16 protein-coding genes and 2 pseudogenes are annotated in these 21,230 nt (G+C 59.7%); 8 read left to right on the top strand and 10 right to left on the bottom strand.

The features are described from left to right. Positions 1-64: 64 nt before the first annotated feature. The 8 genes from phaZ to D3M70_RS22770 form a co-directional block, all read right to left on the bottom strand. Complete coding sequence (gene phaZ / locus D3M70_RS22805; protein ID WP_120127884.1) at positions 65-919, bottom strand: poly(3-hydroxyalkanoate) depolymerase; 855 nt, start codon at positions 917-919, stop codon at positions 65-67. Between the two features lie 230 nt (positions 920-1,149). Next, a complete protein-coding gene (phaC, locus tag D3M70_RS22800) occupies positions 1,150-2,829 on the bottom strand; it encodes a class II poly(R)-hydroxyalkanoic acid synthase (protein WP_120127883.1) in 1,680 nt (559 codons plus the stop codon). Positions 2,830-3,179: 350 nt separating this feature from the next. Further along, positions 3,180-3,557 carry a gamma-butyrobetaine hydroxylase-like domain-containing protein gene (locus tag D3M70_RS22795; RefSeq protein ID WP_120127882.1) on the bottom strand — a complete coding sequence of 126 codons (378 nt, stop codon included), beginning with the start codon at positions 3,555-3,557 and terminating at the stop codon, positions 3,180-3,182. A gap of 162 nt (positions 3,558-3,719) precedes the next feature. After that, a complete protein-coding gene (hslU, locus tag D3M70_RS22790; RefSeq protein WP_120127881.1) occupies positions 3,720-5,057 on the bottom strand; it encodes an ATP-dependent protease ATPase subunit HslU in 1,338 nt (445 codons plus the stop codon). Positions 5,058-5,125: 68 nt separating this feature from the next. After that, positions 5,126-5,656, bottom strand: coding sequence for an ATP-dependent protease subunit HslV (gene hslV, locus D3M70_RS22785; protein WP_037016051.1), 531 nt, complete (start codon positions 5,654-5,656; stop codon positions 5,126-5,128). 227 nt (positions 5,657-5,883) lie between these two features. Then, a complete protein-coding gene (locus D3M70_RS22780; protein WP_120127880.1) occupies positions 5,884-6,576 on the bottom strand; it encodes an SPOR domain-containing protein in 693 nt (230 codons plus the stop codon). A 1-nt stretch (position 6,577) separates the two neighbouring features. Continuing rightward, on the bottom strand, positions 6,578-8,314 hold the full coding sequence (gene argS / locus D3M70_RS22775) for an arginine--tRNA ligase (protein WP_120127879.1): 1,737 nt from the start codon (positions 8,312-8,314) through the stop codon (positions 6,578-6,580). Positions 8,315-8,582: 268 nt separating this feature from the next. Then, positions 8,583-10,802, bottom strand: coding sequence for a primosomal protein N' (locus tag D3M70_RS22770; protein ID WP_120127878.1), 2,220 nt, complete (start codon positions 10,800-10,802; stop codon positions 8,583-8,585). 168 nt (positions 10,803-10,970) lie between these two features. Here D3M70_RS22770 and rpmE point away from each other — a divergent pair, with 168 nt between their 5' ends. From rpmE to D3M70_RS22755, 3 genes are all read left to right on the top strand, one after another. Next, positions 10,971-11,192: a 50S ribosomal protein L31 gene (gene rpmE / locus D3M70_RS22765; RefSeq protein WP_062379238.1), complete on the top strand. Its 222-nt coding sequence runs from the start codon at positions 10,971-10,973 to the stop codon at positions 11,190-11,192. 74 nt (positions 11,193-11,266) lie between these two features. After that, a complete protein-coding gene (locus D3M70_RS22760; RefSeq protein WP_120128397.1) occupies positions 11,267-12,019 on the top strand; it encodes a thermonuclease family protein in 753 nt (250 codons plus the stop codon). Between the two features lie 178 nt (positions 12,020-12,197). Beyond that, complete coding sequence (locus D3M70_RS22755) at positions 12,198-13,466, top strand: malic enzyme-like NAD(P)-binding protein (protein WP_120127877.1); 1,269 nt, start codon at positions 12,198-12,200, stop codon at positions 13,464-13,466. A 165-nt stretch (positions 13,467-13,631) separates the two neighbouring features. Here the strand turns inward: D3M70_RS22755 and D3M70_RS22750 are convergent. Both D3M70_RS22750 and D3M70_RS33590 read right to left on the bottom strand, forming a co-directional pair. Further along, positions 13,632-15,655, bottom strand: a pseudogene (locus D3M70_RS22750) (penicillin-binding protein 1A); the annotation flags it as partial. 1 nt (position 15,656) lies between these two features. Then, positions 15,657-16,029: pseudogene (locus D3M70_RS33590) on the bottom strand (transglycosylase domain-containing protein); the annotation flags it as partial. 263 nt (positions 16,030-16,292) lie between these two features. Between D3M70_RS33590 and D3M70_RS22745 the strand changes: the two are divergent. From D3M70_RS22745 to pilQ, 5 genes are read left to right on the top strand one after another with little or no spacing between them, the layout of a single operon-like run. After that, entirely contained in the window at positions 16,293-17,357 is a 1,065-nt protein-coding gene (locus D3M70_RS22745) for a pilus assembly protein PilM (protein WP_120127876.1), read from the top strand. Beyond that, positions 17,357-17,923 (top strand): PilN domain-containing protein, encoded by a 567-nt coding sequence (locus tag D3M70_RS22740; protein WP_120127875.1) that lies wholly within the window; start codon positions 17,357-17,359, stop codon positions 17,921-17,923. Before D3M70_RS22745 ends, D3M70_RS22740 begins: the two co-directional genes overlap by 1 nt. Continuing rightward, complete coding sequence (gene pilO / locus D3M70_RS22735) at positions 17,920-18,567, top strand: type 4a pilus biogenesis protein PilO (protein ID WP_120127874.1); 648 nt, start codon at positions 17,920-17,922, stop codon at positions 18,565-18,567. Before D3M70_RS22740 ends, pilO begins: the two co-directional genes overlap by 4 nt. Continuing rightward, positions 18,564-19,091, top strand: coding sequence for a type 4a pilus biogenesis lipoprotein PilP (gene pilP, locus D3M70_RS22730; RefSeq protein ID WP_120127873.1), 528 nt, complete (start codon positions 18,564-18,566; stop codon positions 19,089-19,091). The genes pilO and pilP overlap by 4 nt, the downstream gene beginning before the upstream one ends. 53 nt (positions 19,092-19,144) lie before the next feature. Next, positions 19,145-21,229, top strand: a complete 2,085-nt coding sequence (pilQ, locus tag D3M70_RS22725; RefSeq protein ID WP_120128396.1) for a type IV pilus secretin PilQ — start codon at positions 19,145-19,147, stop codon at positions 21,227-21,229. The last annotated feature ends 1 nt before the right edge of the window (position 21,230 follow it).

Genomic DNA, 21,230 nt, shown 5'->3' with positions numbered 1-21,230 from the left:
GCAGTCAGTGAAGCGACTTCCTTACGGGTGACTGCTCGTGAATCCCGGCAACGTCCTTTTCGGTTTAGCGCACGATGGGTGCAGGTTGCGGATGCATGACGGCGCGCTGCCGTTCTTGCTGGAGGAACTTCATGATGATGGGCGCGACAGCCTCGGCCCGAGTGATCAAAAACAAATGACCATCGTCGATTATGTGTAGCTGGGCGTTGGGGATGCGCCAGGCCAGTAGTCGCATATTGATCAATGGGATCAGCGGGTCGTCGTCGCCAGCCAGCACCAGTGTCGGCTGGCGGATCTTGTGCAGCCAGTGAATGCTGGTCCAGCCCATGCCGGCGAAGAGCTGCCAGTAGTAGCCCATCTTTCCGGACGAGCGGACCTTGGCCGCATGGTTGGCGGCCAGGTGCGGGTCGCGACGGAAGGCCCCGCCGTAGATTTCCGGCGCGATGCGGATTACATGAGAAGGCTGGATATAACGCCTGGGACTTGCCATCAGCCAAAGCACTTTTGGCTTGCCGGGCACCATCACTGCGCCCGCTGCCGTCGCTGCGAGCACGAGTTTCTTGCAGCGCTCGGGGTAGTCGTGGGCGAACTGCTGGGCCAGCGCGCCGCCCCAGGAGACGCCGATCGCGTTGACTTGCCCGTAGTCCAGATAGTCGAGCATGCGTGCAGCGAGTTTCGCCAGCCCCGGAAACCGATACGGGCGGCTGGGCGTCGATGAACCACCGACGCCGGGGACGTCGAAGGCGATGACTTCAAGGTCCGGGTCCAGTGCATCGACGAAAGGAAACACCAGTTCGAGGTTGGCGCCGATGCCGTTGAAAATCAGCAGCGGCGTCAGATGACTCTTGCCGGGGCGCACGGCCGTGCGGATGTTGTGGCCATCCAGATCGATGGTGCGAAATACAAACGGTTGCGGCATGCGCGAAGCCCTGTGGGTTAAACGCCGGTAATGCTGTCCTGCGCGTTTTCCGGTCCTGAAACCGCCTGGGCGGTTCCTGTGTGTTCGATGCTTGCCGTTCCATTTACAACGCATACCCCGTAGGAGTGCGCTTGCCCGCGATGAACGCAACGCGGCCCTTCTCATACACCGCGCCATCGTTCATCGCGGGCAAGCGCGCTCCTACGCCGTGCGGGCGACGTCAAAAGCGATTAGCGCTCATGCACATACGTTCCTGGCGACGCTTCTCCAGCCGGGTACGCCTTGTTACCCAGTGTAGCGGGGGATTTCTTCAGTTTTCCGGAGCGCTCCGCCTGCCATGCCTGCCAGTGCAACCACCAGGAATCCGTGTGCTTGGTCGCGTCTTCCTGCCAGCGTTGGGCGTCGTCCGGCATTTCCGAGTTGGTCATGAACCGCGCCTTGGGGTTGCCCGGCGGATTCAGAATGCTCTGGATATGCCCGCTGTTGGACAGCACGAACTCGGTTTTGCCGCCAAACAGCCGTGCCGACTTGTAGCACGACACCCAGGGCGTGATGTGATCGTTGGTGCCTGCGAGGCAGAAGACGTCACTTTTGACCTGTTTCAGATCGATAGGCGTGCCGCAGACTTCCAGCGCGTTCGGGCGAATCAGCGGATTGTTCTTGAACATCTCGATCAAGTCACCATGAAACGCTGCGGGCAGACGGGTGGTGTCGTTGTTCCAGAACAGAATGTCGAACACCGGAGGCTCGTTGCCCAGCAGGTAATTGTTGACCCAGTAGTTCCAGATCAGGTCGTTGGGGCGCATCCAGGCGAAGACTTTCGCCATGTCCTTGCCCTCCAGCACGCCCGCCTGATACGAGTGACGTTTGGCCGACTCCAGCGTCTGCTCGTCGACGAACAGCGCGACCTGAGTATCCAGCGTGGTATCGAGCACGCTCACCAGCAGGGTCAGTGCGTTGACCTTCTGCTCGCCGAGGGCGGCGTAATGACCGAGCAGTGCAGTGCAAGTGATGCCGCCCGAGCAGGCGCCGAGCATATTGACGTCCTTGCTGCCGGTGATCTTGCAGACCACGTCCACCGCTTCCTTCACCGCGTCGATGTAGGTCGACAGGCCCCATTCGCGCTGGGCCTTGGTGGGATTGCGCCAACTGATGATGAACGTCTGGACGTTGTTGCGCAGGCAGAAGCGCGCCAGGCTTTTATCCTGGCTGAGGTCGAAAACGTAGAATTTGTTGATCTGTGGCGGCACCACCAACAGGGGGCGTTCGTGAACCTGTTCGGTGATCGGCTTGTACTGAATCAGCTCCAGTACGTCATTGCGAAACACCACGGCTCCCTCGGTGGTGCCCAGATTCTTGCCGACCTCGAAAGCATCCATGTTGACCTGGCTCGGCATGCCGCCGTTGTTCACCAGATCCTTGGCCAGGTGCGACAGGCCGTCGAGAATGCTTTTGCCGCCGGTCTCGAAGAAGCGCTTGACCGCCGCCGGGTTCGCCGCGCCGTTGGTGGGCGACATGGCCTCGGTCATCAGGGTGATCACGAAGTGACCACGGCTGATGTCTTGAGGCGTCAGGCTGCTGTCGTCGATCCAGTCGTGCAGTTCCTTGCGCCAGGCTAGGTAGGTCTGCAAGTAGCGACGATAGAGAGGATTCTGGCTCCAGGCCGGGTCGACGAAACGACGGTCGTCGCTGTCGGGCACCAGCGTGGATTTGCCGAGCAACACGTTTTTCAGTTCAAGCCCGAAGTGGGCCACGTGTTTGGCGCTGTGGAAGGGTTGCCTGATGGCCTGGGTCAATACCATGCGTGCCGTGGTGAGCAAATCCTTGCGCCTCAGGCCTACGACAGGGTTCAACCCCAAGGTGTGTTCAGAGGCTTGACGCGGCAGATCATCATTACTCTTGTTACTCATCTACGACGCTCCATTGTCCTGAGACGAGCACTGACATCCCGGTGAAAACACGCCACGGGCAAATGCCAGTACTGCTCTCGGGTGACCGATGATTAACACAACGGGTGTGAACGCTGACGCAAGGCACCGCATTTTTGGTGGCGCTACGAGCGACTGCTACGAACAACACCGGCACGCTTCTGCTAATTCCCCGATGCAGAGAGCTTGCCAGAATCATTGGTTACGCGAGATTTCAAAAAATCGCAAGCAGGGTCAGTCATTGACCGCTGCGCGGAACATTGAAACAAAAGTAATTAGAAAGTGCGTCCTAAAACGCCCATCGGTAGCGAGGGCGCGGACTAGAGCGCTGCTTAAAGCATCAGTCGAATGACTTGCTCGGAAGGATCGCGGGATTTGCCTGCCGCTTTGAGTTCGGCCAGATAGTCTTCCCACAATTGCGTCTGACGTAGCGCCAGTTGCTCGAGGTACTCCCAAGTGAACAGCCCGCTGTCATGGCCGTCGTCGAAGGTCAGTTTTAGTGCGTACTGCCCGGCCGGTTCTATCTTCGTCAGGCCAACACCCAGTTTGCCGAATTGCAGAATCGGATTGCCGTGTCCTTGTACCTCCGCCGACGGCGAATGCACTCGCAGGAATTCAGCGGGCAGGTGGTATTCCTCATCCGGGCCGTATTTCAGGCTGAGGATTTTCGAGGCTTTGTGCAGCTGGATGGCGATGGGGATTCTGGGCATGTGTGGGCCGGGTCAGGTCAGCGATGCCGTCCCTGTAGCAGTCCGGCTGGCCGGCGGTGGCGTTCTGGAAACCGCTGCCGCCGGCAAGCCGGACTGCGACAGGTCGATGGTTGCAGCAAGGATATGCTTTGGGCATATCCAGCAGCAACGTGGCCGAGAACTTTAGAGAATGTAACGAGACAAGTCTTCGTCTTCGGCCAACTCGCCCAGATGGCTGTTGACGTACTCGGCGTCGATCTTGATGGTCCCGGAATCCTGCGCGGTCGCAAGATCGCCAGCGCTGAAGGACACTTCTTCCAGCAGGCGTTCCAGCAGGGTATGCAGGCGACGGGCACCGATGTTCTCAGTCTTCTCGTTCACCTGCCAGGCGATTTCGGCCAGGCGCTTGATGCCCTCAGGCAAGAACTCGATGTTCAGGCCTTCGGTCTTCAGCAGCTCGCGATACTGCTCGGTCAGCGACGCGTGTGGCTCGCTCAGAATCCGCTCGAAGTCCTGCGGGCTCAGCGCTTTGAGTTCAACGCGGATCGGCAGACGACCTTGCAGTTCGGGCACCAGATCGCTTGGCTTGCTCAGGTGAAATGCGCCGGACGCGATGAAGAGAATGTGGTCGGTCTTGACCATGCCCAACTTGGTGTTGACGGTGCAGCCTTCGATCAGCGGCAGCAGGTCGCGCTGTACGCCTTCGCGGGACACATCGGCGCCGCCGACGTTGCCACGTTTGGCGACCTTGTCGATCTCGTCGATGAACACGATACCGTGCTGCTCGACCGCTTCGAGGGCTTTGCCCTTGAGTTCTTCGTCATTGACCAGACGGCTCGCTTCTTCATCGCGGACCATCTTCAGCGCGTCCTTGACCTTCAGCTTGCGGCTTTTCTTCTTGCCCTTGCCCATGTTGGCGAACAGGCTTTGCAACTGGTTGGTCATCTCTTCCATGCCGGGTGGCGCGGAGATATCGACACCGCCCATTTCCGCAACTTCAATCTCGATTTCCTTGTCGTCCAACTGACCTTCACGCAGGCGCTTGCGGAACAGCTGACGGGTGTTCGAGTCGTTGCTGGAAGAGGCGTCTTCGTTGAAGCCGGCGCGTGCCGGAGGCAACAGGGCGTCGAGAATGCGATCCTCGGCAGCATCTTCAGCGCGATGACGGACCTTGGTCATTTCCTGTTCGCGCAGCAGTTTCATGGCGGCATCTGCCAGATCACGAATGATCGACTCGACGTCACGGCCTACGTAACCGACTTCGGTGAACTTGGTGGCCTCGACCTTGATGAACGGCGCATTGGCGAGTTTGGCCAGACGACGGGCTATCTCGGTCTTGCCGACGCCAGTGGGGCCAATCATCAGAATGTTCTTTGGAGTGACTTCAACGCGCAGCTCTTCAGGCAACTGCATCCGGCGCCAGCGGTTACGCAGCGCGATGGCGACGGCGCGCTTGGCATCGTCCTGGCCGATGATATGGCGATTGAGTTCGTGGACGATTTCACGGGGAGTCATGGACATGGTTTTCAACGGTCCTCGGGGCGTGATGAGTTCAACGGGCCGCGATGGATTGCGGCCCGCGACAGGGCTCACTCGGCGAGGTCCTGCTCCTCAATGGTGATGTTGTGGTTGGTGAATACGCAGATGTCGCCAGCGATGTGCAGGGCTGTCTCGGCGATTTCCCGCGCCGACAGTTCGGTCTTCAGCAGCAGGGCGCGAGCGGCGGCCTGAGCGAATGCACCGCCGGAACCCATGGCGATCAGGCCATCTTCAGGCTCAACGACGTCACCGTTACCGGTGATGATCAACGAAGCGTCCTTGTTGGCGACGGCCAGCATGGCCTCCAGCCGGCTGAGGGAGCGGTCGGTACGCCAGTCTTTGGCGAGTTCCACAGCTGCGCGAACGAGGTGGCCCTGGTGTTTTTCCAATTGTGCTTCGAAGCGTTCGAACAGGGTGAAGGCGTCGGCAGTGGCGCCAGCGAAGCCGGCGATGACCTGGCCGTGATAAAGGCGACGGACTTTCTTGGCGTTGCCTTTCATGACGGTATTGCCCAGGGAAACCTGGCCGTCACCCGCCATGACGACTTTGCCTTGGCGGCGCACTGAAACGATGGTGGTCAAGGGGAGAGTCTCCACGCTGCGGGGCGAAAATGCCCTGATGGAAACTCATATGGGGGTGGGGGCCAGTATTTCAACTGCCAGGCGAAGTGAGGGATGAATGGTGGTTTGTCGCTGCGCCGCTTTCTGTAGCGGTCCGGCTTGCCGGCGGTTGCGCCTTCAAGATCGCCACCGCCGGCAAGCCGGACTGCTACAGAGGGGAATGTAATCTGCTGCTTTGATCGTTAGATCTACCGACTCTGGCGCTGTTGCAGCAACAGATTGCTGAATCCGCCACCGGCCAGTTGCTTCTGCGCGGTCGTCAGCTGTTCACGGTTGCTGAACGGGCCGACCAGTACGCGATACCAGGTTTCATCCTTGACCGTGCCCGACTCCACTGTCGCCGCCTGACCCAGCAGGATGATCTGCGCACGCACCTTGTCGGCGTCGGTCTGTTTGCGGAACGAGCCCGCCTGCAGAAAGAACGTCGTCACAGGCGCAGGTTTGGCCACTGCTGGCGCTGGCGGCGGCGTCAACCCACTGAGTGCGGCCTGGGCGCGAGCAGTGTCGATCTTCGCTGCCTGTTCAGGCGTGACCGGTGTCGTTGGTGCAACGACGGGCGGTGGAGTCTTCTCCGGCACCGCTTCGTTCGGCACGATGACTTCCGACTCAGGCAATAGCGTGTAGAAGTCGTACTTGGGCTTTACCGGCGCGGTCGGGCTCGGCGGTGTCTTGTTCGCCTCGGCGATCTTCGCAGCCTTGGCATCAGCCTTGACCCGCTTGATGTCGTCGCCGCTGCCGGGCTCCAGTTTCATCAGGAAAACGATGAACGCGCCGACGGACAGGCCGATCGCCAGCCACAGCCATCCCGGAATCGGCTTCTTTGCGGGTGCCTCGTATCGGCTGGCGCCGCGCTTGGGAGCAGGTTTCTTTTTGACTGCCAACTTACATACGCTCCAGAGTTTCCAGACCCAGCAGTTGCAGGCCTTGCTTGAGGGTGCGACCGGTCAGGTGCGCGAGGCGCAGACGGCTTTGCTGTTGCTCGGGGTTTTCCGCGTTCAGGATCGGGCAGTTCTCGTAAAAACTGGAGAACAGCCCGGCCAGATCGTACAGGTAAGCGCACAACACGTGGGGAGTGCCTTTCTCGGCGACGTTGTTCACGGTCTCGCCAAACTGCGCCAGACGCGCAGCCAGGTCCTGTTCATGCTCGGCTTGGAGGATGATCTGGCCTTTGCTCTCGTCGAACGCTTCGCCCAGCTTGCGGAAAACACCGGAGACGCGGGTGTAGGCGTACAGCAGGTAAGGCGCCGTGTTGCCTTCGAAGCTAAGCATCTGATCGAAGTTGAAGCTGTAGTCGCTGGCCCGGTGCTTGGACAGGTCGGCGTACTTGACGGCGCTGATGCCCACGGCCTTGGCGATGGTACGAAGTTCGTCTTCAGCGACTTCAGGGTTTTTCTCTTTGACGAGGACGTACGCGCGTTCTTCCGCTTCGTCCAGCAGGTCGACCAGCTTGACGGTGCCGCCGTCGCGAGTCTTGAAAGGACGGCCATCGGCGCCGTTCATGGTGCCGAAGCCCATGTGTTCCATCTGCATGCCGTTGGTCACGAAACCTGCGCGACGCGCCACTTCGAAGACTTGCTGGAAGTGCAGGGCCTGACGCTGATCGACGAAATACAGCGCACGATCGGCTTTCAGGACGTTGCTGCGGTAACGCACGGCTGCAAGGTCAGTGGTGGCGTACAGATAACCACCACCGGCCTTCTGCACGATCACCGGCAGCGGGGTGCCTTCAGCCGTTTTGAATTCTTCGAGGAAGACGCACTGGGCGCCGTTGCTCTCCACCAGCAGGCCGGCTTTTTTCAGGTCGGCAACCACGTTCGCCAGATCGTCGTTGTAGGCACTTTCGCCCATGACGTCTTTGGGGGTCAGCTTGACGTTCAGGCGCTCGTAGACTTCCTGGCAGTGCGACAACGAGATGTCCTTGAAGCGAGTCCACAGCTTCAGGCACTCAGGGTCGCCAGCTTGCAGCTTGACCACCAGACCACGGGCGCGCTCGGCGAATTCTTCGGATTCGTCGAAGCGGCCTTTGGCGGCACGGTAGAAGTTTTCGAGGTCAGACAGCTCGTCGCTGGTGGCTGGGGTTTCCTGCAGATACGCCAGCAGCATGCCGAACTGGGTGCCCCAGTCGCCAACGTGGTTCTGGCGGATCACGGTGTCGCCGAGAAATTCGAGCACGCTGGCAACGCCGTCGCCAATGATGGTCGAGCGCAGGTGGCCGACGTGCATCTCTTTGGCAAGGTTGGGTGCTGAAAGGTCAACCACTACGCGCTGGGCAGGGCCATTCTTGCGCACCGACAATGCGGCGTCGGCCAGCGCGGCGTCCAGGCGTGACGCCAGGGCCTGGGTGTTCTGGAAAAAGTTGAGGAAGCCGGGGCCGGCGATGTCGACCTTGCTGATCTGCTCGTCGGCAGGCAGCGCGGCGACGATTTTTTCGGCCAGATCGCGGGGCTTCATGCCTGCCGGTTTGGCCAGCATCATCGCGATATTGCTGGCGAAGTCGCCGTTTTTCTTGTCCTTGGCGTTTTCCACCTGAATCACCGGCGTCAGCCCTTCCGGCAAGACGCCTTCGGCGACGAGTTGGCTCAGAGCTTGTTGGATCAGCTGGCGAATGGTGTCTTTCATGATGCTCTCTTTCGACCGCAAGCGCGGCAGCGCTCGATGCGCGGGTGGAAAAACTGGGCATTATCCGTTGCCGGGGCCACCTTGCCAACCGCGATGGATGCGCGGTTAGGCGAACGGTATCAATTTGTAGGAGCGCGCTTGCCCCGCGATGACGTAGTCACATTCGGCATCTTCGGTGGCTGACCTACCGCCATCGCGGGCAAGCGCGCTCTTACAGGAGCCGTAATCACATGCAGGAGTGAGCTTGCTCGCGATCGCATTTCGGCAATCAATAAAGATCCACCGGGTCCACATCCAGCGACCACCTGACCTGTCGTCCGCTCGGCATGTTCTCAAGGGCCAGCATCCAGGTCGCCAACAGTTTGTGCAGTGGCGCGCGGGCGTTGGCCTGTACCAGCAATTGCGCGCGGTATCGACCCGCCCGGCGTTCCATCGGAGCAGGAACCGGGCCCAACAGTTCAATCCCGCCCAGCGCCATTTCCTTCAACAGGTGCTCCGCTTGCGTACAGGCTTCATCAAGAAAGCCTTCGGCCTGTCCCGGTTTGTGCGCTTCGGCGCGCAGCAATGCCAGATGCGAGAACGGTGGCAAACCGGCGGCGCGACGTTCACTCAACGCCTGTTCGGCGAACGCAAAATAGCCCTGCTCGGTTAGCTGGATCAGCAGCGGGTGGTCAGCCAGATGCGTCTGAATGATCACCTTGCCCGGTTCTTCGGCGCGTCCCGCGCGACCTGCGACTTGTACGATCAGCTGCGCCATCCGCTCGCTGGCGCGGAAGTCCCCAGAGAACAGCCCGCCATCGGCATCCAGAATCGACACCAGCGTCACGCGGGGGAAGTGATGCCCCTTGGCGAGCATCTGGGTGCCGATCAGGATGCACGGCTCGCCCTTCTGGATGGTCGCGAACAGCTGATTCATCGCGTCCTTGCGCGAGGTGCTGTCGCGGTCGACGCGCAATACCGGATAGTCCGGGAACAGAATTGCCAGTCGTTCCTCGGCGCGCTCGGTGCCTGCACCGACAGGGCGCAAATCGACTTTTCCACAGGCCGGGCAGTTGCGTGGTACTCGCTCGACGTGACCACAGTGGTGGCAACGCAGCTCGCCTGAGCGCTGATGAACGGTCATGCGCGCATCGCAGCGGTTGCATTCCGAGAGCCAGCCGCAGTCGTGGCAGAGCAGTGTCGGAGCAAAACCTCGACGGTTCAGAAAGACCAATACTTGCTGACCGGCAGCCAGAGTTTGCCCGATGGCCTGCTGCATGGGGCCGGAAATGCCGCTGTCCAATGGGCGGCTTTTGACATCCAGACGCAGGAAGCGTGGCTGTTGAGCGCCACCGGCTCGCTGATTCAGGCGAAGCAGTGCGTAACGCCCGGTGTAGGCGTTGTGAAGGCTTTCCAGAGATGGGGTGGCCGAGCCCAGCACAATCGGGATGTTTTCCTGGCGTGCGCGAACCAGCGCCAGATCGCGTGCGTGGTAGCGCAGGCCTTCTTGCTGTTTATAGGAGCCGTCGTGTTCTTCATCGATGATGATCAGGCCGGGGTTTTTCATCGGTGTGAACAGCGCTGAGCGGGTCCCGATAATGATGTCCGCCTCGCCGTCCCGTGCGGCCAGCCAGGCGTCCAGTCGGTCGCGGTCGTTGACCGCCGAGTGCAGCAGCGCAATGCGTGCGTTGAAGCGTTGTTCGAAACGCGCCAGAGTCTGGGGGCCCAGGTTGATTTCCGGGATCAGCACCAACGCCTGCTTGCCGGCTTCCAGCGTTTCCCGGATCAGTTGCAGATAGACCTCGGTCTTGCCGCTGCCCGTCACCCCCGCCAGTAATGACGCATGAAAGCTGCCGAAGCCAGAGCGAATCGCTTCGCAAGCGGCGCGTTGCTCTGTGTTCAGCGGCAGCTCGGGTTGCGCCAGCCAATGCTCGTGTCGAGCCATCGGCGCATGGCCGCGAACCTCGACCGTGACCAATTCCTTGGCCAGAAGCAGATTCAGGCTTTCACGGTTCAGCATCAGCTTGCTGAGTAGCTGATGGGCAACGCCGTGGGGGTGCTGGGCCAGCGTCCTGAGTGCTTCTTTCTGCTTCGGTGCCCGAGCGATGCGCGGGTCGTCGAGGCTGGCGCCCGGCGCGGTCTGCCAGAAGCGCTCCTGGCGGGCCTCGGCCGGCTCGCCCTGACGCAACAGCATCGGCAATGCCCAGTTCAGGGTGTCGCCCAGGCTGTGCTGGTAATACTGCGCGGTCCACAGGCAAAGCTTGAACAGCGCGGGCGGCAGTGGGGCTTCGACATCCAGCAGGGCAATGGCGGGCTTGAGCTTGTCTGCGGGGACTTCGCTGTGATCGGTGATCTCCACCAGGATCCCGATCATCTCCCGACGGCCAAACGGCACTCGCAAGCGCATGCCCGGCTGCAAGGCGCTGCGGGCAATCCCGGCGGGAGCGCGGTAGTCGAACAGGCGACGCAGGGGCGAGGGCAGGGCGAGGCGCAGAATGGCGTCGGGCACGCGGGGGATTTCCTGTTACGGAGTATGACCAAGGGCGCGATCTTAGCAGACGACCGGCGTTAACGTTCTCTTGCGTGATTTGCGCTGTCTGTTAATATGCCCGGCCTAAATCCGTGCGGTATTCAACAATAGTGTTGGGTGGCGGCACGCTAGCCTGAGGAAATACCGATGAAAGCTGATATCCATCCAGTTTACGAAGACGTCGTTGCGACCTGCAGCTGCGGCAACGTCATCCACACCCGTTCCAACCTGGCCAAGCCTCTGAGCCTGGACGTTTGCAACGAGTGCCACCCGTTCTACACCGGTAAGCAAAAGACTCTGGACGTTGGCGGTCGCGTCGACAAGTTCAAGTCGCGTTTCGGTGCGTTCGGCGCAACCAAAGCGAAGTAAGAGTGGATTTTCTGGATCGCTCCCCGAGCTATTCCAGGCTGCTCAAGAAGGCGTCCCTTGCGGGCGCCTTTTTTATGTCTGCGATTTGGCTTTCATCCGCTCAGGCCCTGTGCCCCGCGCCTGCCTCGTTGCCAGTTGCGCAGGTCCAGCGCGTGGTCGATGGCGACACCGTGCGCCTGAGCGATGGGCGCAGCGTACGCATGATTGGCCTGAATGCGCCAGAAACTGGCAAAAAAGGTCAGTCCGCGCAGCCGTTTGCCGAAGCGGCCAAGCGTCGCCTGCAAGTGCTTGTCGATCAAAGCGATGGTCAAGTCAGTGTGCGGGTCGGTGAGCAGGCCACCGATCACTATGGCCGAACGCTGGCCAATCTCTATGGGCGCAATGGTGCCAACCTGGAAGCGCAACTGCTCGCTGAAGGTCTGGGCTATCTGGTGGCGGTGTCGCCGAACGTCGCGCTGGTCGACTGCCAGCAGGCGGCGGAGAAGACTGCTCGTCAGGCCGGTTTGGGGCTGTGGCGCAATTCGCCGGTGCAGTCGCCGGATCAAATCGACACGGGCGGCTTTGCCGTGGTGTCCGGTGAGGTCAGCAATGTGCAGCGCAACGGTGGCGGGGTCTGGATCGAATTTCAGAATTCACTTGTGCTGCGCATCGCCCCTAATCTGGTCAGTCAATTCGATCTCGCTTCGCTTCAGCGTCTGAAGGGCCGCAAGGTCGAAGCTCGCGGGTGGGTGGTAGATCGTTCTCGTCGCGGCGGCCTTAAATCGGGTCAGGCGCGCTGGATGATGCCAATTACCCATCCGGCAATGTTGAATACAACCTTAAATTAAATTGTGGACATTTTTCGCGGGCATTGTCTTCATTGAGGCCCTTGTATTTCGCGGCTCTACGCTGAAAGTCGTAGATGCGGCCCCTTGACACAGGTGACCCGGCAGTCTTGTTAGGACTTTCTGACTTGCGTATGCTCGTTCGTCCGTCTGTCCAACAGCAAAAAAGCGGAATGCCCACATGTCAGATTTGAAAACTGCCGCTCTCGAATATCACGCCAACCCTCGCCCTGGGAAACTGAGCGTCGAACTCACCAAAGCCACCGCGACAGCTCGTGATCTGTCGCTGGCTTATAGCCCGGGCGTCGCTGAGCCTGTGCGTGAAATCGCACGTGATCCTGAACTCGCTTACAAGTACACCGGCAAAGGCAACCTTGTCGCCGTCATCTCCGATGGCACCGCCATCCTGGGCTTGGGCAACCTCGGTCCGCTGGCTTCCAAGCCGGTAATGGAAGGTAAAGGTGTGCTGTTCAAGCGCTTCGCCGGTATCGACGTATTCGACATCGAAGTCGATTCGGAAAGCCCGCAGGCGTTCATCGACACCGTCAAACGTATCTCCATCACTTTCGGCGGCATCAACCTGGAAGACATCAAGGCGCCTGAGTGCTTCGAGATCGAGAAGGCGCTGATCGAGCAGTGCGACATTCCGGTTTTTCACGATGACCAGCACGGCACCGCGATCGTTACCGCGGCCGGCATGATCAACGCACTGGAAATCGCTGGCAAAACCCTGAGCGACGCGAAAATCGTCTGCCTGGGCGCCGGTGCTGCGGCTATCTCCTGCATGAAATTGCTGGTAAGCATGGGCGCGAAGATCGAAAACATCTTCATGATCGACCGCAATGGCGTGGTTCACTCCGGTCGTTCGGATCTGAACCAGTACAAGGCGCAGTTTGCTCACGCGACTGACAAGCGCACCTTGGCCGACGCACTGGATGGTGCTGACGTATTCGTGGGTCTGTCGGGTCCTAACCTGCTGAGCGCTGAAGGCCTGAAATCCATGGCGGCCAACCCGATCGTGTTCGCGTGCTCGAACCCTGACCCGGAAATCTCGCCGGAACTGGCTCACGCCACTCGCGACGACGTGATCATGGCGACCGGCCGTTCGGACTACCCGAACCAGGTCAACAACGTGCTGGGCTTCCCCTTCATCTTCCGTGGTGCTCTGGACGTTCGCGCCAAGCGCATCAACGAAGAAATGAAGATCGCCGCAGCCAACGCCCTGCGTGAACTGGCCAAACTGCCAGTGCCTCAGGAAGTCTGCGACGCCTACGGCGGCATCAAGCTGGAATTCGGCCGTGAGTACATCATTCCGAAGCCAATGGATGCGCGCTTGCTCGGCCTGATCTCCGATGCCGTTGCCAAAGCCGCCATCGCGACCGGCGTGGCTACCCAGCCGTATCCGAAACACTACCCGCTGAAAAGCGTGGATGAAGTGTTCAACGGCTGATGGCTGACTGAGCAAAAAGAAAAAAGCCCTGCAGATGCAGGGCTTTTTTGTGGCTGCGAATTTTGTTTTGGCTGTAGGAGTAAGCTTGCTCGCGATTGCGCTACCTCAGTCACCCTGGAGGTGTCTGGCATGCCGCCATCGCGAGCAAGCTCACTCCTACAAGTATCAGAACAAGTCGATAGGCGCTGACTCGTCTGCTGGCAACGGGCTGCCTGGTGCCGGGCTGCCGTTCAGCTCGTTCACGCTTGGCGGGGTGTCTTCGCTTTTGAACAGCTCGAAGAACGCGCCTGCCGTACTTGGCGTGGCAGAGCGGCCACTGACCGGGTCGATTCGCAGGCTGAGGATGCCGTCTGGTTCGGCCTGAACGTGGGGCGGCTTGTCCTTGAGCGCGGCACTCATGTAGCTCATCCAGATCGGCAATGCGACGGTACCGCCGAATTCGTGACGACCCAGGCTTTCTGGCTGGTCGAAGCCTGTCCAGACCGTGGTCACGTAGTCCCCGTTGTAGCCGGAGAACCAGGCGTCTTTCGATTCGTTGGTGGTGCCCGTCTTGCCGGCGATGTCAGGACGATTCATCGCGAGCGCGCGTCGGCCGGTGCCGCGCTTGATCACATCCTGCAGCATGCTGTTGAGGATGTAAGTGGTGCGACCATCGACGATGCGCTCGGCCACGGCGGGTGCCGGTGGAGCGCCGTTGGTGTCCAGTGCGTTCGGTGCCGTGTTGGCCGTCAGTGCCGGTGTTTGCGGCGCAGCGAAAGTCGATGCATCGCTGACGGCTTTCTCGCTTACCGCTTTAGGGTTCGGGTCGTTGGCCGGAACGGTCGGGGGATTGGCGACGAAGAGGGTCTTGCCTTCGCGGTCTTCGATCTTGTCGATCAGGTACGGGCTGATCTTGTAGCCGCCGTTGGCGAACGTGCTCCAGCCGCTGACGATTTCCATCGGCGTCAGGGTTGCGGTGCCCAGTGCCAGTGACAGGTTTGGCGGCAGGTCTGCCTTGTTGAAGCCAAAGCGGGTGATGTAGTTGATCGCCGTGTTGACGCCCAGGCTTTGCAGCAGACGGATCGACACCAGGTTGCGCGACTTGTACAGCGCTTCGCGCAGGCGGATCGGCCCCAGGAAGGTGCCGGTGTCGTTCTTCGGACGCCAGACCTTGTCGACGGCCTCGTCGACGAAGACGATCGGCGCGTCGTTCACCAGACTCGCGGCGGTGTAGCCGCTGTCGAGTGCGGCGCAATAGAGGAACGGCTTGAAGCTCGAGCCTGGCTGACGCTTGGCCTGCATGGCGCGGTTATAGTTGCTCTGCTCGAAGGCAAATCCACCCACCAGTGCGCGAATTGCACCATTGTGCGGATCCAGCGAAACCAGTGCGCTCTGGGCTTGGGGGATCTGGCTGAACTTCAGCGAGTTGTCAGGCTGACGCTGCACCCGCACCAGATCGCCGACGTGAGCGACGTCCGACGGCTGCTTCGGATTAGGCCCGACGCTGTTGGTGTTGAGGAAGGCTTTCGCCCACTTCATGCTGTCCCAGGCGACGGTTTCTTCCTGCTCGCCGTTGCGGGTCAGTACGCGGATACCGTTCTTGTCGATCTGGCTGACGATGGCAGGCTCCAGACCGCTGATCGGACGCTGTTTGGTCAACTCCTGCGCCCAGGCATCTCGTGTCAGGCCCGGGAAGCGGCTTTCAGGCCCGCGATAGCCGTGTCGCTGGTCATACTCGATCAAACCATCCTGGACCGCCTTGTTGGCGTCTTCCTGAAGATTGCTCGGAACGGTAGTGGTGACGCGGAAGCCTTCTGTGTAGGCTTCGCTGCCGTAGCGACCGACCATCTCGGCACGCGCCATTTCAGCGATGTACGGTGCGTTCACTTCAGGGCTCTGAACGTGATAGCTGGCGTTGATCGGTTCGGCAAGTGCGGTCTGATAGGTGTTCTGGTCGATTTTGCCCAGTTTGAACATGCGGCCCAGGATCCAGTCGCGACGCTCTTTGGCGCGCACCGGGTTGGCCAGCGGGTTGAATCGTGATGGGGCTTTGGGCAGTCCGGCAATCATTGCCATCTGCGCAACGCTCAGGTCGCGGATGGATTTTCCGTAATAAACCTGAGCCGCGGCTTCGATACCATAGGCACGGTTGCCCAGGTAGATCTTGTTCACGTAGAGCTCGAGAATCTCGTCCTTGGTAAGTTGGCGCTNCGGTGGTTTTACGTGAAAAGCTGCGCTCGCTGGTCAGGAAATAGTTTTTCGCGACCTGCATGGTGATGGTCGAACCGCCGGACTGAATGTGCCCGCTCTTGACCAGTTGGCTGGCGGCGCGCATCAGGCTGCCAGGGTCCACGCCGTAATGGTTGGCGAAGTTATCGTCCTCGGCGGACAGCAGCGCATGAATGAAATTGGGCGGAATATCGGCGAAACGGATCGGAGAGCGGCGCATTTCGCCGAACTCGGCAATGAGCTTGCCATCGCTGCTGAACACCCTGAGAGGGATCTGCAGCTGAATATTGCGCAGCGCGTCGACCGAAGGCAGATTCGGCGAGAGGTAGAGGAAGGCGCCGCTCAAACCGAGCAGCAGCCCGCAGACGATAGCGACAAAGGACCACCAGAAAAACTTCAGCAGGCGTATCAAGGCTTTTGGATTTCCAGAAAAAAGAATGAGTTAAGCGCAGGCATTTACAAATGAACACGCCTTGAAGCTTTGCTACACGAAAAAAACGCTGGGCATTATAAGCATTTTTCGTCGTCGAGCGTTATTTGCGCTACTGTCAAGGCTGTCGACAGTGGTGTTGGACAAAAAAATATCCGTAAGTGACGGAAACGCATAGGGAATCGGTTGTGTTCGAACTCTTCAGTAAGAAGGCCAATACCCTTCTAGGGATCGATATTAGCTCCACCTCGGTAAAGCTCCTTGAATTGAGTCGTTCCGGTACCCGCTACAAGGTCGAATCCTACGCGGTCGAGCCGCTGCCGGTGAATGCGGTGGTGGAGAAAAACATCGCCGAGCTCGAAGGTGTTGGCAATGCTTTGACGCGGGTGCTGGTCAAGGCCAAGACTAACGTCAAAATCGCGGCGGTTGCCGTCGCGGGTTCGGCGGTCATCACCAAGACCATCGAGATGGATGCCGGTCTTTCCGACGACGAGATGGAAAACCAGCTCAAGATCGAGGCTGACCAGTACATCCCCTATCCGCTGGAAGAAGTTGCCATCGATTTCGAGGTCCAGGGGTATTCAGCGCGCAACCCTGAGCGCGTCGAAGTGTTGTTGGCCGCCTGCCGCAAGGAAAATGTCGAAGTGCGCGAAGCCGCGCTGGCGCTGGCCGGTCTCACCGCTCGTGTCGTCGACGTTGAAGCCTATGCCCTGGAGCGCTCGTTCGGCCTGCTTTCCGCCCAACTGGGTCAGGATCACGAGCAACTGACCGTTGCGGTGATCGACATCGGCGCCACGATGACCACCCTCAGCGTGCTGCACAACGGCCGCATCATCTATACCCGCGAACAACTGTTCGGCGGGCGTCAACTGACCGAAGAAATCCAGCACCGCTACGGCTTGTCCCTGGGCGAGGCCGGTCTTGCGAAAAAACAGGGCGGGTTGCCCGACGATTATCAGTTGGAGGTCCTGCAGCCCTTCAAGGATGCGGTGGTTCAGCAGGTGTCCCGGTCCCTGCAGTTCTTCTTTGCCGCAGGTCAGTACAACCGCGTCGATTACATCATGCTCGCAGGCGGTACCGCGTCCATTGCCGGTCTTGATCGCCTGATTCAAGAGCGTCTGGGCACTCCCACCATGGTCGCTAACCCGTTTGCCGACATGGCGTTGAGTGCCAAGGTCAACGCGGGGGCGCTCGCCAGTGATGCACCGGCATTGATGATCGCTTGCGGTCTGGCTTTGAGGAGCTTCGACTAATGGCGCGGATCAACCTACTCCCCTGGCGCGAACAGCAACGCGAAGAGCGCAAGAAGCGCTTCCTGATTGCCCTCGTTGGCGTACTCGTCGCCGGCATCGGCGCGATTTTGCTGGCTGATCAATATTTGAGCAGCGCCATCAGTCACCAGAACGCCCGTAATCAGTTCATCAAGACTGAAATCGTCCAGCTCGATGCCCGTATCAAGGAAATCAGCGAGCTGAAAGCCCGCCGCAAACAATTGCTCGAACGGATGAAGATCATTCAGGACTTGCAAGGCAACCGGCCGATCATTGGTCGGATCTTCGACCAGCTGGCGCGGACGCTGCCTGATGGTGTGTATTTCAACGAAGTGAAGATGACCGACAAGCTGATCAGCATTTCCGGCGCGGCCGAATCGAATAACCGAGTGTCGGATCTGCTGCGTAATCTGGAAGCTTCCGACTGGCTCGAAGCGCCGAGTCTGACCGAGGTGAAGGCAAACACTGCCGGAGCGGTCGACCAGGCCAACACTTTTCAGTTGACCGTGCGTCAGACGCAGCCTGCTGTAGATGGAGTCAAGCCATGAAGGTGAATGAATGGCTGGACAGCCTGCGCAAGATCGACATCAACGATCTGGACCTCAATAACCTGGGTTCCTGGCCTGCTGCGGTGAAAACCATTGCCGGCGCCTTGTTGCTGGTGCTGGTTTTGGCCGGAGGTTACTTTTTCTATATTCAGGACATGCAGGCCCAACTGGATGTGGCGCGCAATGACGAAGCGACGCTCAAGGACCAGTTCTCCAGCAAGGCATTTCAGGCGGCGAACCTGACGGCGTACAAGACCCAGATGGTGGAGATGGAAAACACCTTTGGCGCACTGCTGCGGCAGTTGCCCAGTGATACTGAAGTCCCTGGGCTGCTGGAAGACATCACTCGCACGGGGCTGGGTAGCGGCCTTGAGTTCGAAGAGATCAAGTTGCTGCCCGAAGCCGCTCAGCAGTTTTACATCGAGCTGCCGATACAGATCACTGTCACGGGCACGTATCACGATCTGGCAACCTTCGCCAGCGGCGTTGCCAGCCTGCCGCGCATCGTCACGTTGCATGATTTTGAAATCAAACCGGTGGATGCCAAATCCCCTGGAAAACTGCGCATGAACATCCTCGCCAAGACGTATCGCTACAACGATCAGGGGCTTCAGAGCACCGATAACAAAGGACCGGCGAAATGAGGGCGGTGCATTGGTTGTGCATCGGCGTCGCGCTGATGGGATTGGCAGGTTGTGACGGTTCGAGTGATTTCGACGATCTGAAGCAGTTCATGGCCGAGGTGCGCGCGCGTCCGACGGGGAACATCGAACCGATGCCCAAGTTTCGTCCGTATGAGGCGTTTACCTACGCGGCCGCTAGCCTGCGCAGTCCGTTTCAGCCGCCGATCAAGGTCGATCTGGTCAATCGCCAGAAAGGCTCGCGTCTGGTCCAGCCGGATCCGACACGGGTCAAACAGTTCCTCGAAGGCTTCAATATCGACGGCTTTGAAATGGTCGGCACGCTGAGCAACGAAACCGGTACCTTCGCCTTGCTGCGTGGCGCCGGAGGTGTGCATCGGGTCAAAGTCGGTGATTATCTGGGCCGCAATGACGGTCGGATCGTCGCCATCACCGAGTCGGCGGTGCAGGTCATCGAGATCGTGCCTGATGGAGAGGGGGCGTGGCTTGAGCGGCCGCGCAGCATATCCCTGAAAGAACGCTCATGAAGATGGCAAGCAAGCGATACACCTTCGGATCTGCACAGTGGTGGAATGTGAACATGAACAGGATTCTTTCGATTATCGGCGTGTCGCTATGGATGGCGATGCTTTCACCGATTCTCCAGGCGGCTAACCTCAAAACGCTGGACGTCGCCGCACTGCCGGGGGACCGGGTCGAGTTGAAACTGTCCTTTGACGGCCCGGTGGCGGCCCCGCGTGGCTACACCACTGAGCAGCCAGCGCGTATCGCACTGGATCTGCCGGGCGTGACAAGCCAGCTGGCAATCAAGAGTCGCGACCTGGGATCGGGCAACGCCCACAGCGTCGTGGTGGTCGAAGCCAAGGATCGCACCCGTGTGATCATCAACCTCACCACGCTCGCGCCTTACAGCTCGCGGGTCGAGGGCAATAACCTGTTCGTGGTCGTGGGCCAGGGCGCCGCTGCCGCGCAGGGTTCGCAGCCGAGCACGGCTCAGGGCGCGCCGCGGGTCAGCGTCCCGACTGTAACAGCAGCCCAAGCCAGGCCGGCTCCGCGGTCTTATGCACCCGCCCCGCGTTCGGTGAAAAACGTCGATTTCCAGCGCGGCGAACTGGGTGAGGGCAATGTCGTCATCGAGTTGAGCGATCCGGGCATTGCGCCGGACATTCAGGAGCAAGGTGGAAAGATTCGTGTCGATTTCGCCAAGACGCAACTGCCCGAGCCTTTGCGTGTTCGCCTCGATGTGAAGGACTTCGCCACGCCGGTGCAGTTCGTCAATTCCAGCGTCAGCGGTGACAAGACCAGCATTTCCATCGAACCGTCAGGGACGTTCGACTACTCGGCCTATCAGACCGACAACAAACTGACCATCAGCGTGCGCCCACTGACCAACGAAGACCTGGAACGTCGTAACGCCGAAAAGCTGGTTTACACGGGCGAGAAGCTATCGCTGAACTTTCAGGACATTGACGTGCGCTCGGTGCTGCAACTGATTGCCGACTTCACCAACCTCAACCTGGTCGCCAGCGACACCGTTCAAGGTGGTATCACACTGCGCCTGCAGAATGTGCCGTGGGATCAGGCGCTGGATCTGGTGCTCAAGACCAAAGGCCTGGACAAGCGCAAAGTGGGTAATGTGCTGCTGGTTGCGCCGGCCGACGAGATTGCGGCCCGCGAACGCCAGGAGCTGGAGTCGCTCAAGCAAATCGCCGAGCTCGCGCCATTGCGACGTGAACTGCTACAGGTGAACTACGCCAAGGCTGCCGACATCGCCAAGCTGTTCCAGTCCGTGACCAGTGGCGAGTCCAAGACTGACGAGCGCGGTTCGATCACGGTGGATGAGCGGACCAACAACATCATTGCCTACCAGACTCAGGACCGCCTGGATGAGCTGCGTCGTATCGTTTCGCAGCTGGATATTCCGGTGCGCCAGGTGATGATCGAGGCACGTATCGTCGAGGCCAACGTTGATTACGACAAAGAATTGGGTGTGCGCTGGGGCGGTTCGAGCACGCGTGGGAACTTCACCGCCGGTGGTAGCGGAACGGTGACCGGTGCCGGCGCCACCAATGGCCCGTACGTGGATATGGGGGTTTCCGACCCGACGTCGTCGATCGGTCTGGGTTTTCTGACCAATAACACGATCCTGGATCTGGAACTCTCGGCGATGGAAAAGACCGGCAACGGTGAAGTCGTTTCCCAGCCCAAAGTCGTCACTTCCGACAAGGAAACCGCGAAAATCCTTAAAGGTACGGAAGTGCCGTATCAGGAAGCCAGCTCCAGCGGTGCGACGTCGGTGTCCTTTAAGGAAGCCTCGCTGTCGCTGGAAGTGACCCCTCAGATCACGCCTGACAACCGCATCATCATGGAAGTGAAGGTCACCAAGGATGAGCCCGACTACGTGAATACAGTGCTCGGTGTGCCGCCGATCAAGAAAAACGAAGTCAACGCCAAGGTCTTGGTTTCCGACGGCGAAACCATCGTTATCGGTGGCGTGTTCTCCAATACTCAGAATAAAGTCGTCGATAAGGTGCCATTTCTGGGCGATGTGCCGTATGTTGGCCGCCTTTTCCGGCGGGATGTGGTTACAGAGTCGAAATCCGAACTGTTGGTGTTCCTCACTCCGCGTATCATGAACAACCAGGCGATTGCTGTGAGTCGTTGAT

It is taken from the genome of Pseudomonas sp. LS-2 (assembly GCF_003605735.1).
Classification (GTDB): Bacteria; Pseudomonadota; Gammaproteobacteria; order Pseudomonadales; family Pseudomonadaceae; genus Aquipseudomonas.
The sequence above is the reverse complement of the archived record's forward strand: the minus strand, read 5'-3'. Positions and strand labels throughout refer to the sequence as shown.